This is a genomic window from Jeongeupia naejangsanensis (assembly GCF_016865585.1).
GTDB classification, from domain to species: domain Bacteria; phylum Pseudomonadota; class Gammaproteobacteria; order Burkholderiales; family Chitinibacteraceae; genus Jeongeupia; species Jeongeupia naejangsanensis.
In genome coordinates this window covers 488,913-503,067 of the sequence record NZ_JAESND010000001.1, presented here as the reverse complement: position 1 = coordinate 503,067, position 14,155 = coordinate 488,913, and the positions used below count along the sequence as shown (strand labels likewise).

Here is a 14,155-nt window from a genome sequence, read left to right as displayed (position 1 = left end):
TTCCCGGGTGCAGCAAATGCAACATACCCACCCCTTTGAAACTGATGACGCCTTTGGTGGCTTTGTCCATTAAAGCAAGCGTTTAGCGCCGACGGGCGGAAGGGGCGTGTAGGACGAAGTCGGCGCGCAGGGTGTTGGATCGGCGCATCGACGAACGGAGGCGGTGGCCATTGCCGTTCGGCCTGATTACATCCAGCCACGTTCGGCAAACGATTCGACATGGGGCCCAGCGACAAGAAAGTGGTCCAGCAGGCGGACGTCGATCAGGTTCAGCGTCTGAATCAGCTGTCGTGTCAGCAGGCGATCGGCTTCGGATGCATCGGCGCGACCGGAGGGATGGTTGTGTGCGACGATGACTGCTGCAGCATTGTGAGCTAGTGCCCGCCGCGCCAGTTCTCGCGGGTAAACGCGGGTTTCCGACAGGCTGCCGTGGGCCAGCTCCTCGCAGGCCATCACGCGATTCGCGGAATCGAGAAACAGCGCGGCGAAGACTTCGATATCGCGATGGCGAAGCAACAGACCCAGATAGCCGCGAACCGCACTCGGCGAATCAAGGGCGCTGGCCTGATGGAGCTCTTCCTTGAGCGTGCGCCGTGCCATCTCCAGAACGGCTTGCAGCTGTGCATATTTGGCGTCGCCCATGCCCGGTACGGCGGCGAAGGCCGGGCGTGGCGCGGCAAACAGCGCAGCGAGCGAGCCGAAGTGGCGCAGCAGGTCTCGCGCCAGATCGACTGCGCTTTTGCCGGGCAGCCCGACGCGCAGGAAAATTGCCAGCAGTTCGGCTTCAGACAGCGCGGCTGCGCCAAGGTTGAGCAACTTTTCCCGTGGTCTTTCGGTGGTGGGCCAGTCGGTGATCGGCATGCTTCTCGGGTAAACTCGTTCCGATGGGAAACCTCGTTATAAGCAAGGGCTCGCAATGAAGCAAAAACGCATCGTGCTCGGCGTGTCGGGCGGGATTGCCGCGTACAAGGCAGCCGAACTGACCCGGTTGATGGTCAAGGCTGGCTGGCTGGTCGACGTGGTGCTGACCGACGCTGGCGCGCGCTTCGTCACGCCGGTGACGTTCCAGGCGCTGTCCGGCCGGCCCGTCTACCAGCAGATGTGGGCGCCGGAGATCAGCAACGGCATGGCGCACATCCAGCTGACCCGCGGCGCCGACGCGCTGGTGCTGGCGCCGGCGACGGCCGATCTGATGGCCAAAACCGCGCATGGTTTTGCCGACGACCTGCTGTCGACCCTGATCGCGGCGCGCGACTGTCCGCTGTTCGTCGTGCCGGCGATGAACCGGCAGATGTGGGAGAACCCCCCGAACCAGCGCAACGTGCAACAACTGCGCGATGACGGCGTGGCCATTCTCGGCCCGGCGGCGGGCGAGCAGGCCTGCGGCGAAGTGGGGCTGGGCCGGATGATCGAGCCCGAGGAAATCATGGCGCGGCTCGAAGCTGCGTTCCAGCCCAAACCTTTGGCGGGCAAACGGGTGCTGCTGACTGCGGGGCCGACCTTCGAGCGTATCGATGCGGTGCGCGGGATTTCCAATACCAGCTCCGGCAAGATGGGTTTCGCACTGGCGCGCGCTGCGCGCGAGGCCGGCGCCGAGGTGGTGCTCGTCGCCGGTGAAACGGCCTTGCCGACGCCGCTGGATGCGCGCCGCATCGACGTGAAGTCGGCACAGGACATGCTCGCGGCGGTCGAAGCCGAAGTCGACAGCACGGACATCTTCATTTCGGTTGCCGCAGTCGCCGATTACTATGTGCTCAACCAGAGCGAGCACAAGATCAAGAAGGATGCGCACATCCTGACGCTGGAACTGGCGCCCAACACCGATATCCTCGCCAAGATCGCCTGCCGCGACCTGCCACCGTTCTGTGTCGGCTTCGCGGCCGAATCCGAGAACCTGCTCGAATACGCCGAAGCCAAGCGTCGTCGCAAACACCTGCCGCTGCTTGCCGCCAATCTGGTTCAGCAGGCGATGGGCGCCGACGACAACGAGGTCATCCTGCTCGACGACGACGGTGAACACCGTTTGCCGCGCGGCCCCAAGCTCGACGTGGCGCGCCGGATGATTACCCATATTGCCAAGCTTTACGCCAAACAAGGAAGAACCGCATGACCCAGCTCGACGTCAAGATTCTCGATGATCGCCTCAAGGACAACCTGCCGGCATATGCCACACCGGGTGCCGCCGGGCTCGACCTGCGAGCTTGTCTCGACGCACCGCTGGAGCTGGCACCGGGGGCCACCGCGCTGGTGCCGACCGGCATGGCCATCCATCTCGAGAATGCCGGGCTGGCGGCGATGATCCTGCCGCGCTCCGGCCTTGGCCACAAGCACGGCATCGTGCTGGGCAATCTCGTCGGCCTGATCGATTCGGATTACCAGGGGCAGATTTTCGTCTCGGTCTGGAATCGCGGCAGTCAGGCGTTCACGGTGCAGCCGATGGAGCGCATCGCCCAGCTCGTCATCGTGCCGGTGGTGCAGGTAGCGTTCAATATCGTCGACGACTTCGCCGAGAGCGAGCGTGGTGAAGGTGGCTTTGGCAGTACCGGCAAGCACTGACGCCCACGCAACGTTCGTAAAAAAGCGGGACAACTGTCCCGCTTTTTTCGTGACCAGCCTCAGCGCCGTGCCAGACCGCGCACCACGCTGACCAGCCGGTCGACCTCTTCGCAGGTGTTGTAGAACGCCAGCGATGGCCGCACGGTGGCCTCGACACCGAAGCGGCGCAGGATCGGCTGTGCGCAGTGGTGACCGGAACGCACGGCAATGCCTTCACGGTTGAGTGCGTCGCCGACTTCCTCGGTGCGGTAACCCTGCAGCACGAACGACGCCACACTCGTCTTGTGCTGTGCGGTGCCGATCAGCCGCAGGCCGGGAATGGCGCCCAGGCCATGCATGGCATAGTCGAGCAGGGCGTGTTCGTAGGCCGCGATGTTTTCGAGTCCCAGCTGCTCGATGTAATCGATCGCCGCACCCAGACCGACCGCGTCGGCAATGTTGCCGGTGCCGGCCTCGAAGCGCGCCGGCGCGCCGTGGTACAGCGTACGCTCGAAGGTCACATCGGCAATCATGTTGCCGCCACCCTGCCACGGCGGCATCTGGTCGAGGATCGCCTTCTTGCCGTAAACCACGCCGATGCCGGTCGGGGCGAACACCTTGTGGCCGGAGAATACGTAGAAATCCGCATCCATGGCCTGAACGTTGACGCGCAGGTGGGAGACCGCTTGTGCGCCGTCGACCAGTACCTTGGCGCCCACGCTGTGCGCCAGCGCAACGATCTCGTGGATCGGCGTGATGGTGCCCAGCGCATTGGAAACCTGCGTGACCGCCACCAGCCGGGTCCGGCTGTTCAGCAGCTTGCGATACTCGTCGAGCAGGATCTGGCCGCTGTCGTCGACCGGAATCACGCGGATGCGCGCGCCTTTCTCGGCGGCCAGCTGCTGCCAAGGCACGATATTGGCGTGGTGCTCGAGATTGGAAACGATGATCTCGTCACCGGCGCCGATATTGGCCACCCCCCAGCTTTTGGCCACGAGGTTGATCGCCTCGGTGGCGCCACGCACGAAGATGATTTCGTCCGGCGAAGCCGCGCCCAGGAACTTCGTCACTTTCTGTCTGGCCGCCTCGTAGGCGTCCGTGGCCCGCGCGGCCAGTTCATGCGCGGCGCGGTGGATGTTGGAGTTCTCGTGCGCGTAGAAGTACGAGATCCGGTCGATCACCGATTGCGGCTTGTGTGTCGTTGCCGCGTTGTCGAGCCAGATCAGCGGCTTGCCGTTCACCCGTTCCTGCAGGATGGGGAAGTCGCGCCGTACCCGGTTGACGTCGATCGTCGCGCTGCTGGCTGCTTGCGGTGCTGCAGTGGTCTGCCGGCGTTCTGTCAGCGGGTCCAGAAAATAGAAATGACCACCCGGGCCTGACGGCGCTGCCGATGCCGGCGGGCGATGATCGATCTCTGCCAGCAACGAGCGCAATGCCGCGTCACCGGGAAAGCCGAACGGCTGCACGGCGATCTGGTCCGGGACCACCAGACCGGCGCCGGCTGGATAGCCGTGGTCGAGGAAGTAGAACGGCGACGATGCGGACGGTGCCGATGGCGCGGGCACACCCGGCAAGGCTGCGGCATAGCCTTCCGGCAAGCCGGGCTGGGCTGCGCTGCTGCGGGGTACGCCGGCACCGACCGGTGCCTCGCCCGGCGGTGCCACCGGTGCAAGCGTGGGCGAACCACTACCCAGCACGATGGCCGGCTCGGCCGCACGCGGCGGCGTGGCGCGGTTGCGCAACTCCTCCAGCGGGTTACCGGGCAGTGCAGCAAAAAACTCGCCAGCCAGTTGCGCCAAGCTCAGCTCGTCCGGCAAGCCTGCCGGTACGGGCTCATTTGTAGGTATCTGGATAGTCATGGTACTTGCCGATTTCCACATCATCGAGAACAGCCAGTGCATCGTCCGACAGCACGGCCAGCGAGCAGTACAGCGAGATCAGGTACGACGCGATCGCGTTGCGGTTGATGCCCATGAAACGTACCGACAGGCCCGGGCTCTGTTCGCCGGCGAGGCCCGGCTGGAACAGGCCGACCACGCCCTGGCGCTTTTCGCCGCTGCGGATCAGCAGGATCTTGGTCTTGCCGTCTTCGACCGGCACCTTGTCCGACGGCACCAGCGGAATGCCGCGCCACGTCAGGAACTGCGAACCGAACAGGCTGACGGTTGGCGGCGGCACGCCACGACGGGTGCATTCGCGGCCGAAAGCGGCAATCGCCAGCGGGTGGGTCAGGAAGAAGCCGGGTTCTTTCCAGACCTTGGTGATCAGGTCATCCATATCGTCCGGTGTCGGTGCGCCGGTCAGCGTCGAGATGCGCTGCTCGTCGGCGACATTGGCCAGCAGGCCGTAATCCGGATTGTTGATCAGCTCGCTTTCCTGTCTTTCCTTGATCGTTTCGATCGTCAGGCGCAGCTGTTCCTTGATCTGGTCGTGCGGGCTCGAATACAGGTCCGACACGCGGGTGTGCACGTCCAGCACCGTGGTTACGGCGTTCAGGAAGTACTCGCGCGGCTGCTCGTCGTAAGCGACGAAGGTGTTCGGCAGTTCGGCTTCGTCGCGCTGCGAGCATGCCACGCGCACGTCGAGCGGGTTCTTGACCTTGTTGAGGCGGTAGATGCCGGCCTCGACCGGTTGCCACTGCAGCAAATGCGTCAACCAGCGCGGAGTGATGATCGAAAGCTGGGGGGCGGTCTTGGTGGCATTCGCAAGCTGGCGGGCGGCGTTGTCGCCGAGTGCCAGTTGCGGGTCTTGTTGGGCGGACATCAAACGGCTCCTGTTTATGCATAAATGGAATATGCAAATATCCGCTTGGCATGAAACAAGCTCAACATGCTATCGCCATCAATGCGGCTCGCCAGCGAGGTCCGGCGCTCAGACCACGGTGCTTTCCTCGCAGCGGGCGACGAGTTCGGACAGCTTGAGGTTGAGGGCCTGTGCGAGCTTGGCCATGGTGTGCAGCGATGGCACCACCGCGCCGCGCTCGATTTCGCCCAGATAGGAGCGGTTGAGGTCGGCGCGCTCGGCGAGGGCTTCCTGCGACCAGGCATGGGATTCGCGGGCATGCCGGATGATCCGGCCGAAGTGCAGATAGCGGCTCGTCATGTCGTCGCCTCGTCCTGTGTCTGCTGGCGCAGGCTGGCCTGCGTGATGACGCTGCCGGGCGGCACGCTGCGCGTCAGCCAGACATTGCCGCCGATGGCCGAGCCTTGGCCGATGGTGATGCGGCCGAGAATCGTGGCGCCGGCGTAGATCACGACGTCGTCGCCGACAGTGGGGTGGCGCGGCAGGCCCTTGTGCAGCGCGCCGTTGGCGTCGGTGTCGAAGCGCTTGGCGCCCAGTGTGACCGCCTGATACAGCCGTACGCGTTCGCCGATGATAGCTGTTTCGCCGATGACGACACCGGTGCCGTGATCGATGAAGAAACCGCGACCGATCTGTGCGCCGGGGTGGATGTCGATGCCGGTTTCGGCGTGGGCGAGTTCGGCGACGATGCGGGCCAGCAGCGGAACACCGAGCACGTACAGAGCATGGGCGAGCCGGTGATGGATGATGGCGATGATGCCGGGATAGCACAGCAGGATTTCGTCGACGCTGCGCGCGGCCGGGTCACCGAGATAGGCGGCTTCGACATCGCTGTCGAGCAGCCGGCGGATTTCGGGAAGACCGGTGGCAAAGGTCCGCACGATGTCGCGGGCCTGCTGGTCGAGCTGGTTGCCGGCGTCGTCCGGCCGGGTGCGGCCGGCGAAGTTGAGTTCGAGCTTGACCTGACCGAGCAGCGCATTGAGCGCCGAGTCGAGTGTGTGGCCGACGTAGAAATCCTCGCTGGCCGGGCGCAGGTCGGCTGGGCCCAGCCGCAGCGGAAACAGCGCACCGCGCAGGGCGTGGGCGATCGTGGTCAGGACATCGCGGGAAGGCAGCTCGCGGCTGCTGGGTTCGGGCAGGCGCTGCTGGGCGGTCCGCCACTGGCTGCGGATGGTGCGCAGGTCGGCAACGATCTGGTGCAGTGGCCACAGGCTGCTGTCGGTGGACGGCGCGACGAGCGGGGGTGTATCGGCGATCTTCATGGTTCAGTCCTGCAGCCAGGGCAGACCATGATGACGCCAGCCACCGATCGCGCCGCGCCGCTGCTGCGCGTCCAGCTCGCCCTCGAAGCCTTCCAGCACATTGAAAACCTGGCTGAAGCCGGCCTTGCTGGCTGCTGCGGCGGCTTCGGCCGAGCGCTTGCCGCTGCGGCATAGCAGCAGCAGTACCGCATCCTTGCCGCCGGCCTTGGTTTCCAGCTCCTTCACGAAGCGCGGATTCCGGTTCAGTGCGGTACCCGATGCCCATGGGACATTGAGCGTGTCGGGCACGGCACCAACGAATTTCACTTCTTCGGGCGAGCGCACGTCGACCAGCCGGGCTGCGCCGTCCTCGACCAGTTGCCAGGCTTCCTGTGGCGTGACGCTGCCCGCGAAGGGCAGCTGTGCGTCATCGAGACGCTGGCGCGCGGCCAGCAGCAGCGGGTGCGTGCTTACAGTATGTGTTTCGGGATTTGCGTCGGTCTGCGGGGCGAGTGCGGTGGTGGACATATGATTCTTCTCCTGTCGGGGCCATATCGCGGCACCGTTTTGCGCGATCTGATGTGCGCAGGATAAGAATCAGGAAAATCGGCGTAAAGGAATATCAAATATCCTATTTATTCCGGTTTGTTATTTGTGTTTGTAATGTTCTGGTGGCGATCCCCGTCAGCCAGGCAGTGCGGGGTGATGCAGGCTGAATGCGGTTGTGCCAGACAGAAAAAAGCCCCGCGGCGCGGGGCTTGGATGATCACTGCACGGGCTGGCCGGATCAGTCGTTCAGCGTACGGCAGAGCGTCCAGACTGCGGCATCCGCAGCAGCGAGCCCTTTGCGACGGGCCTGCTGCCATGCCGTTTCAAGTGCCGGATCGAACCGGTTGCCGTAGCGCTGATGCAGCACATCCAGATCGTGCAAATGGCCGAGGGCTTCCTGAGCCGGTTTGCACTGGGGGCCGAAGCGCTGCCAGCGCTTGCCCAGCCACAATGCTTGCCCGTCATGCAGATAGCGGGCCTTTTTCACCTGCAGGCGTGCGGCATGCCATTCATGTGCCGGGGTCGCCGGGGTCAGTTGTGTGAGGGTACCGTGCAACTTGCGGCGGGCGCGGCGTGTGGCCTGCCGGCTGGCGGTTTCGAGCTGCACCTGATCGAGCGCATCGACGGCGAGCAGGATGCGTCGGTGCAGGCCGTCGGTTGCCGCACGATGGGCTGCCAGCACGCTGGTCAGCGTGTGTTCGTCAGCGGGCGGGGCCAGCATTGCCAGCAGCGTGCCGCCGCCGGGTAGTGTGGCCAGCAGGGCGCGGATCACTTCGTCATCGCGCAGGGCATTGGTGTCGTGTGCCAGCGCACCGAGTCCGGCCCGGACAGATGCGATGTCGGGGTGAGCGGAAAACGGTGCGAGCGCGGCACGCAGGCCGCGTACGGCTACACGCAGCGTATGCAGCGCTTCGGGATCGTCGCTGCCGGCCTGCAGTGCGGCGTAGGCGGCTTCGATGGCCAGTGCATCGCGCTTGAGTGAACGTTGCCAGCGCTGCCGTCGGTCCATGGTCAGGCCTGCTCGGTGGTGGTCTGACCGTGCACCCAGTGCAGGGCATCGTGCAGCGAGTCGAGCACCGGTACGTTCAGCGACCGGGTGTGCGCGTCGGGCTGGCGCAGGTCGGGAATCATGGCGACGCGGCAACCGGCCGAGTGTGCGGCCTTGACGCCGAAGTTCGAGTCCTCAAAGGCAAAGCACTCGTGCGCAGGCACGCCGAGCGCGCTGGCCGCGGCCAGATAGATGTCCGGTGCGGGTTTGGGGTGTTCGATCTCGTCGCCGCATCGGCTGGCGCTCAGATAGGACCAGAGCCCGGCGGCCTTGAGGTGGTGTTCGGCGATGCTGCGGCGCGTCGATGTGGCGACGGCGATCGGCACGCCACGCTCGCGGAACCATTCGAACAGCGCCACTACGCCAGGCTTGAGCGGGATGGGTGCGTCGGTCAGCTGCAGGTAGTGGCGGTGCGTTGCCGTGCGGATGGCGTCGATCGGAAAGTCGCTGCCGAGCTCGCCGGACAGGTAGGCGTCGACCTTGCTCGAGTGCATGCCGACCATGCCGAGCACGACCGATTCGGCGATCGTCAGCCCCAGTTCGTCGGCCGCGTGCTGCCATGCCTGGCAGGCAATCCGTTCGGTATCGAGCAGCAGACCGTCCATGTCGAAAATCGCACCACGCGCGGGGAAGGGCTGCATCGCAGATAATCCGGGTTTCCAGTAAAGCAGTAGTTTAACCGATGCGGCCGTCCGGCCGCAGCGAAGGGGGAAATCCATGTCGAAACGCAAACCGCATGCCGGCGACTGTCCGTGCGGCAGCGGCCAGGCCTATTTGTCCTGCTGTGGCCGCTATCACGCCGGGCAACTGGCACCGGACGCCGAGGCGCTGATGCGCTCGCGCTATAGCGCCTACGTGCTCGGACTCGAAGCCTATCTGTTGGCGAGCTGGGCGCCGGAGACACGGCCGGCCTCGCTCGATGTGGCCGACGATGCATCGATCAAGTGGCTGAGGCTGGAGGTGGCCGGGCACTTTCCGGCCGGTGATCGTGCCGAGGTCGCGTTTACCGCGTTCTACAAGGTGGGCGGCAAGGCGGAACGGCTGACCGAGCGCAGCCGCTTCCGTCGAGATCCGCAAGCAGGCTGGCTGTACATCAACGGAGATCTGGACGCCCCTGATTCCGGCCACTGATGCACCAAAAACCGCCGTCCGTTCAGGACGGTCGTGCGTTTGTGGTGCCGATGCGTCAAAATTAAAACGATCGTTTGCTTAATGTCTTGACGATGATCAGGGTGTGGCGTACTTTTCAAACATGTGTTTGAAACTGTGATCGGTCGATTACAAAACACAAGGAGCAGAAGATGGCTGAATCGGCCAAAGCACTCGAAACCTCGGCGCGCATCCTCGATGCAGCAGAGAAGCTGTTTGTCGAACATGGCTTCCACGCCACGTCGATGCGACTGATCACGCAGGCTGCCGGCGTCAATATCGCCGCAGTCAATTACTACTTCGGTTCGAAGGACGGTCTGTTCAAGGCCGTGTTCGAACGCCGTGCCGAGCCGTTCTCGCAGCTGATGCTCGCGCATCTGGACGAGGCCGAGCGCGTCAATCCGGTGCCGAGCGCGCTGCAGATCGTCCACGCCTTCACCAATGCCGCGCTGCAGATGGGCAACGAGCCCGACTACGGCGGCCAGCTGTTCGTGAAGCTGCTGGCGCGCACCTTCGTCGAGCCGCACCCGGCACTGAAGGAAAGCATGCCGCGCCGTTACGGCGAAGTCTCGCGCCGCTACATCGCCGCGCTGGGCCGGGCCATGCCGCACCTGTCCGAGCTCGAACTGCACTGGCGTTTCCATTTCCTGTCGAGCGCGCTGTTCAACGCGTTCGCCGGCAACAACGTGCTGCGTCTGTTCATGGCGCAACCCATCGTCAACGCGCGGGACCCGGAGCTGGTCGCGCGCATGCTGCTGCCGTTTGTCGTCGCGGGGCTCAATGCCCCGTCTGCCGGCTGACGTCTGCTTTTCCCCTCAAGAGGAGAGAGTTCATCATGACCGCACTGATCGGAATCGCCGTTGTTCTGGTCGCCTTTCTGGTGCTTGCGTACAAGCGGGCACCGTTGTGGCTGACGTCCCTCGTGGTCCTGGCAGGTCTGGGCTACTGTATCGCCGTGCAGGGTGCGCACTGGGGCTGGGGCGCGGGCGCGCTCGCCGTGCTTGCGGTGCTGAACCTCAAGCCGCTGCGCCGCGCGATCGTTACCGGTCCGCTGTTCTCTGTCTTCAAGAAAATCACCCCGCCGATGTCGCAGACCGAGCAGGAAGCGATTGACGCCGGCACCGTCTGGTGGGATCGGGACCTGTTCTCGGGCAAGCCCGATTACAACAAGCTGCACAGCTATCCGGCACCGAAGCTGACCGCCGAGGAAGAAGCCTTCCTCAACGGCCCGACCGAAACGCTGTGCCAGATGCTCGACGACTGGCAGATCACGCAGGAAACCAAGGACCTGCCGCCCGAGGTCTGGCAGTTCATCAAGGACAACGGCTTCCTGGGCATGATCATCAAGAAGCAGTTCGGCGGGAAGGAGTTCTCGAACTACGCCCACGCCCGCGTCGTCACCAAGATCGCCACCCGTTCGGGTTCGGCCGCGGTGACCGTGATGGTGCCGAACTCGCTCGGCCCGGGTGAACTGCTGCAGCACTACGGCACCGACGCGCAGAAGAACTACTACCTGCCGCGCCTCGCCAAGGGTCTGGATATCCCGTGCTTCGCGCTGACCAGCCCGGAAGCCGGCTCGGACGCCGGCGGCATCCCCGACTACGGCATCGTCTGCCGCGGCAGCTACACCGATCCGCGTACCGGCGAGAAGCACGACAACGTGCTCGGCATGCGCGTGACCTGGGAAAAGCGCTACATCACCCTCGGCCCGGTCGCGACCGTGCTCGGTCTGGCGTTCAAGTTGTATGACCCGGAGCACCTGCTCGGCGACAAGGAAGACATCGGCATCACCTGCGCGCTGATTCCGACCAACCACGAAGGCGTGAGCATCGGCCGCCGCCACTATCCGGGTACCGCGACGTTCCAGAACGGCCCGAACTGGGGCAAGGACGTGTTCATTCCGATGGACTGGATCATCGGCGGCAAGGATTACGTCGGCCAAGGCTGGCGCATGCTGGTCGAGTGCCTGTCGGTCGGCCGCTGCATCTCGCTGCCGGCGATGTCGGTCGCGTCGGGCAAGCTTGCCTCGTACACCACCGGTGCCTATGCCCGCATCCGCAACCAGTTCGGCATGTCGATCGGCAAGTTCGAAGGCGTCGACGAAGCACTGGGCCGAATCGGTGGCTTCACCTATCAGATGGATGCCGCGCAACGTCTGGCACTGACGGCGCTCGATCTGGGCGAGAAGCCGTCGGTGCTGTCGGGCATCCTCAAGTACCACAACACCGAGCGCATGCGCAAAACCATCAATGACGCGATGGACGTGCATGCCGGCAAGGCCGTCTGCACCGGTCCGCGCAACTATCTGGCGCTCGGTTACGGCGCGATTCCGGTTGCGATCACCGTTGAAGGCGCGAACATCCTGACCCGGTCGATGATCATCTTCGGTCAGGGCGCCATCCGCTGCCATCCCTTCGTGCTGAAGGAAATGCGCGCGGCCATGGGCAACGACGGCAAGGCCTTCGACGACGCGGTGATCGGTCATATCGGCTTCACGGTATCGAACGCGGTGCGTGCGCTGGTGCTCGGTGCGACCGGTGCCAAGCTGGCTGGTGGCGGCAAGAGCGGCCCGACCGCGCAGTACTACCGCGACATCACGCGTCTATCGTCGGCGTTCGCCTTCCTGGCCGACATGGGCATGGCGTCCTTGGGGGGCAGCCTGAAGTTCAAGGAAAAGCTGTCGGCCCGTCTCGGCGACATGCTGTCGAACCTGTACATCGCGACTGCGTCGCTGAAGAAGTTCGAGGACGACGGTGCACCGAAGGAAGACCTGCCGCTGCTGCGCTGGGCTGTCGAGACCGCGCTGTTCGACTGCCAGGAAGCCATGAACGGTTTCCTCGCCAACCACCCGAGTGGTGCACTGGCGTGGCTGATGCGCCGCGTGGTGTTCCCGTTCGGCCAGTCGTACAAGCCGGCCAGCGACCGCACCGGCACTGCCGTCGCCAAGCTGCTGATGGAACCATCGGCCTCGCGGGACCGTCTGGTGCACTACATGTACCGGTCGAAGGACGAGAACGATGCCGTCGGCGTGCTGGAGCATGCACTGAAGGCTGTGATCGAGACCGAGGCGCTTGAAGGCAAGCTGCGCAGCGCGCAGCGCAAGGGCCAACTGGTCGGGATTACCGCGCAGGACAAGCTCGACGACGCGCGCGGCAAGGGCCTGATCAATGACATCGAATTCGCCGCCGTTCAGCGTGCGCGTCGTCTGAAGCGTGAAGTGATCATGGTCGATGATTTCGATCCGCAACTGGCGATGGCCGATTCTGGTGCGATCCACCGCAAAGTGATCTGAACGTGCAACGAAACGGGGCGATAGGTAGTGTGATTATTGACACTACATCGCCAGTGCCGAACCATAGATAAATCGCTCGTTTGAAAAGAGTGATTAACAAACAAAGCCTGCAGCACTGCTGCGTCTAAGGAGAGCACGAATGAAACAGATCGCGTTTGCGTTGCGCATGATTGGTGCAGGGAGCCTGGTCGTGGCAGCGGCCGGGGCCAACGCATCCGGTTACAACTTCGGGGTACAGAGCGTCAGCGCGCAAGGGGTTGCCAATGCAGCCGGTGCCGCGGCGCAGGATGCCACGACGATTTTCTACAACCCGGCCGGCATGACCTATCTGCCTGGCACCAATGTGTCGATGGGTCTGGTCGTGGTTGATCCGCATGTCGAAGCGCAGAACATCAGCGCGACAACGGCTGCAGGTCGTCCGATCAGCGGCGGCGGCCCTGGCGATCCGACCTCGCCGGTTGCGGTCCCGCAACTCTACATTTCGCATCAGCTCAACGATCAGATGTGGGTGGGTCTTGGCGTGTTCGTGCCGTTCGGTGATGCGATCGACTACAACAGCGACTGGGTGGGCCGCTACAACGGCAACACGCTGGACCTGAAGACCATCGCGATCAACCCGACCTTCGCGTTCAAGATCAACGACCAGTTCTCGGTCGGTGCAGGTGTGACCGCCGAGTACATGGACGGCAAGTTCAAGAAGCGTGCCGACTTCGGCACCCAGGCCGGCGCGACCGTTGTCGGTGGCCAGCCGCTGGCAGCGCGTAACCCGCGTTTGGTGGCCGGTACCGGTCAGTACGACGGTGCGCTGGACTATGACGGCGACGACTGGGGCTTTGGCTTCAACCTCGGTGCGATGTGGCAGATCGATCCGACCCTGCGCGTCGGTACCGCTTACCGTTCGAGCATCAGCCACAAGCTCGAAGGCGATGCCAACTGGTCGCGGCCGAGCACGCTGGGACTGGGGGCGCTTGATGCCACCGTGATCGGCAATCTGGCACTCAAGGGTTATCGCAACGGCACGGGTACCGCCAACATCGATACGCCGGACTCGTTCTCGCTGAACTTCTACAAAGAAATCAACGCGCAGTTCGCCATCATGGGTGACTGGACCTACACCTGGAACTCGAAGTTCGACGAGTTGCGGTTGAAGTTCGATACCGGCCTGCCGGACGCGGTGATCGAGCAGGACTGGACCAACACCAGCCGCTACTCGCTCGGCGCGACCTACAAGGTCAACGATCCGCTGACGCTGCGCTTCGGTCTTGCCTATGACCAAAGCCCGGTGCCGAACGAATCGGTGCGGATCGCCGCGCTGCCCGACAGCGACCGGACCTGGTACTCGCTGGGTGCCAACTATGCATTCAGCAAGGACCTGTCGGTCGACGTGGCTTACACCTTCGTCGACTTCAAGGACGTGAGCATGAACAACAAGGAATGCTCGGCGGCTAACGGGTGTACCGGTAGCGGCACGACGACCAAGGCCGACTTCAAGACCTACGCCAACATCTTTGGCGCGCAAATCAACTACCGCTTCTAAGG

The 14,155-nt window shown here is 64.0% G+C and carries 14 protein-coding genes; 6 read left to right on the top strand and 8 right to left on the bottom strand.

Going from position 1 to position 14,155, the window contains the following annotated elements; all coding sequences use genetic code 11:
- Nucleotides 1-186: 186 nt before the first annotated feature.
- Complete coding sequence (gene radC / locus JMJ54_RS02345) at nucleotides 187-861, bottom strand: RadC family protein (RefSeq protein WP_203536336.1); 675 nt, start codon at nucleotides 859-861, stop codon at nucleotides 187-189.
- A 55-nt stretch (nucleotides 862-916) separates the two neighbouring features.
- Here radC and coaBC point away from each other — a divergent pair, with 55 nt between their 5' ends.
- Nucleotides 917-2,110, top strand: coding sequence for a bifunctional phosphopantothenoylcysteine decarboxylase/phosphopantothenate--cysteine ligase CoaBC (gene coaBC, locus JMJ54_RS02340; protein WP_203536335.1), 1,194 nt, complete (start codon nucleotides 917-919; stop codon nucleotides 2,108-2,110).
- Nucleotides 2,107-2,556: a dUTP diphosphatase gene (gene dut, locus JMJ54_RS02335; protein ID WP_203536334.1), complete on the top strand. Its 450-nt coding sequence runs from the start codon at nucleotides 2,107-2,109 to the stop codon at nucleotides 2,554-2,556. Before coaBC ends, dut begins: the two co-directional genes overlap by 4 nt.
- A 59-nt stretch (nucleotides 2,557-2,615) precedes the next feature.
- Here the strand turns inward: dut and JMJ54_RS02330 are convergent, their stop codons facing one another.
- The 7 genes from JMJ54_RS02330 to JMJ54_RS02300 form a co-directional block, all read right to left on the bottom strand.
- Entirely contained in the window at nucleotides 2,616-4,394 is a 1,779-nt protein-coding gene (locus tag JMJ54_RS02330; RefSeq protein ID WP_203536333.1) for a family 2A encapsulin nanocompartment cargo protein cysteine desulfurase, read from the bottom strand.
- Entirely contained in the window at nucleotides 4,369-5,298 is a 930-nt protein-coding gene (locus JMJ54_RS02325; protein WP_189460584.1) for a family 2A encapsulin nanocompartment shell protein, read from the bottom strand. The genes JMJ54_RS02330 and JMJ54_RS02325 overlap by 26 nt, the downstream gene beginning before the upstream one ends.
- 108 nt (nucleotides 5,299-5,406) lie before the next feature.
- Entirely contained in the window at nucleotides 5,407-5,637 is a 231-nt protein-coding gene (locus JMJ54_RS02320; protein ID WP_203536332.1) for a helix-turn-helix domain-containing protein, read from the bottom strand.
- Nucleotides 5,634-6,599: a serine O-acetyltransferase EpsC gene (gene epsC, locus JMJ54_RS02315; RefSeq protein WP_203536331.1), complete on the bottom strand. Its 966-nt coding sequence runs from the start codon at nucleotides 6,597-6,599 to the stop codon at nucleotides 5,634-5,636. The genes JMJ54_RS02320 and epsC overlap by 4 nt, the downstream gene beginning before the upstream one ends.
- 3 nt (nucleotides 6,600-6,602) lie before the next feature.
- On the bottom strand, nucleotides 6,603-7,106 hold the full coding sequence (locus JMJ54_RS02310) for a rhodanese-like domain-containing protein (RefSeq protein WP_203536330.1): 504 nt from the start codon (nucleotides 7,104-7,106) through the stop codon (nucleotides 6,603-6,605).
- A 259-nt stretch (nucleotides 7,107-7,365) separates the two neighbouring features.
- Nucleotides 7,366-8,136: a CHAD domain-containing protein gene (locus JMJ54_RS02305; RefSeq protein ID WP_203536329.1), complete on the bottom strand. Its 771-nt coding sequence runs from the start codon at nucleotides 8,134-8,136 to the stop codon at nucleotides 7,366-7,368.
- A 2-nt stretch (nucleotides 8,137-8,138) separates the two neighbouring features.
- Nucleotides 8,139-8,816, bottom strand: a complete 678-nt coding sequence (locus JMJ54_RS02300) for an HAD family hydrolase (RefSeq protein WP_203536328.1) — start codon at nucleotides 8,814-8,816, stop codon at nucleotides 8,139-8,141.
- 76 nt (nucleotides 8,817-8,892) lie between these two features.
- Between JMJ54_RS02300 and JMJ54_RS02295 the strand changes: the two genes are divergently transcribed.
- The 4 genes from JMJ54_RS02295 to JMJ54_RS02280 all read left to right on the top strand — a co-directional run bounded on the left by JMJ54_RS02295 (nucleotide 8,893) and on the right by JMJ54_RS02280 (nucleotide 14,153).
- Entirely contained in the window at nucleotides 8,893-9,306 is a 414-nt protein-coding gene (locus tag JMJ54_RS02295) for a YchJ family protein (RefSeq protein ID WP_203536327.1), read from the top strand.
- Nucleotides 9,307-9,476: 170 nt separating this feature from the next.
- Nucleotides 9,477-10,124, top strand: coding sequence for a TetR/AcrR family transcriptional regulator (locus tag JMJ54_RS02290; RefSeq protein WP_203536326.1), 648 nt, complete (start codon nucleotides 9,477-9,479; stop codon nucleotides 10,122-10,124).
- Between the two features lie 35 nt (nucleotides 10,125-10,159).
- Nucleotides 10,160-12,616 carry an acyl-CoA dehydrogenase gene (locus JMJ54_RS02285; RefSeq protein WP_203536325.1) on the top strand — a complete coding sequence of 819 codons (2,457 nt, stop codon included), beginning with the start codon at nucleotides 10,160-10,162 and terminating at the stop codon, nucleotides 12,614-12,616.
- A 139-nt stretch (nucleotides 12,617-12,755) separates the two neighbouring features.
- Nucleotides 12,756-14,153: an OmpP1/FadL family transporter gene (locus tag JMJ54_RS02280; protein ID WP_203536324.1), complete on the top strand. Its 1,398-nt coding sequence runs from the start codon at nucleotides 12,756-12,758 to the stop codon at nucleotides 14,151-14,153.
- The last annotated feature ends 2 nt before the right edge of the window (nucleotides 14,154-14,155 follow it).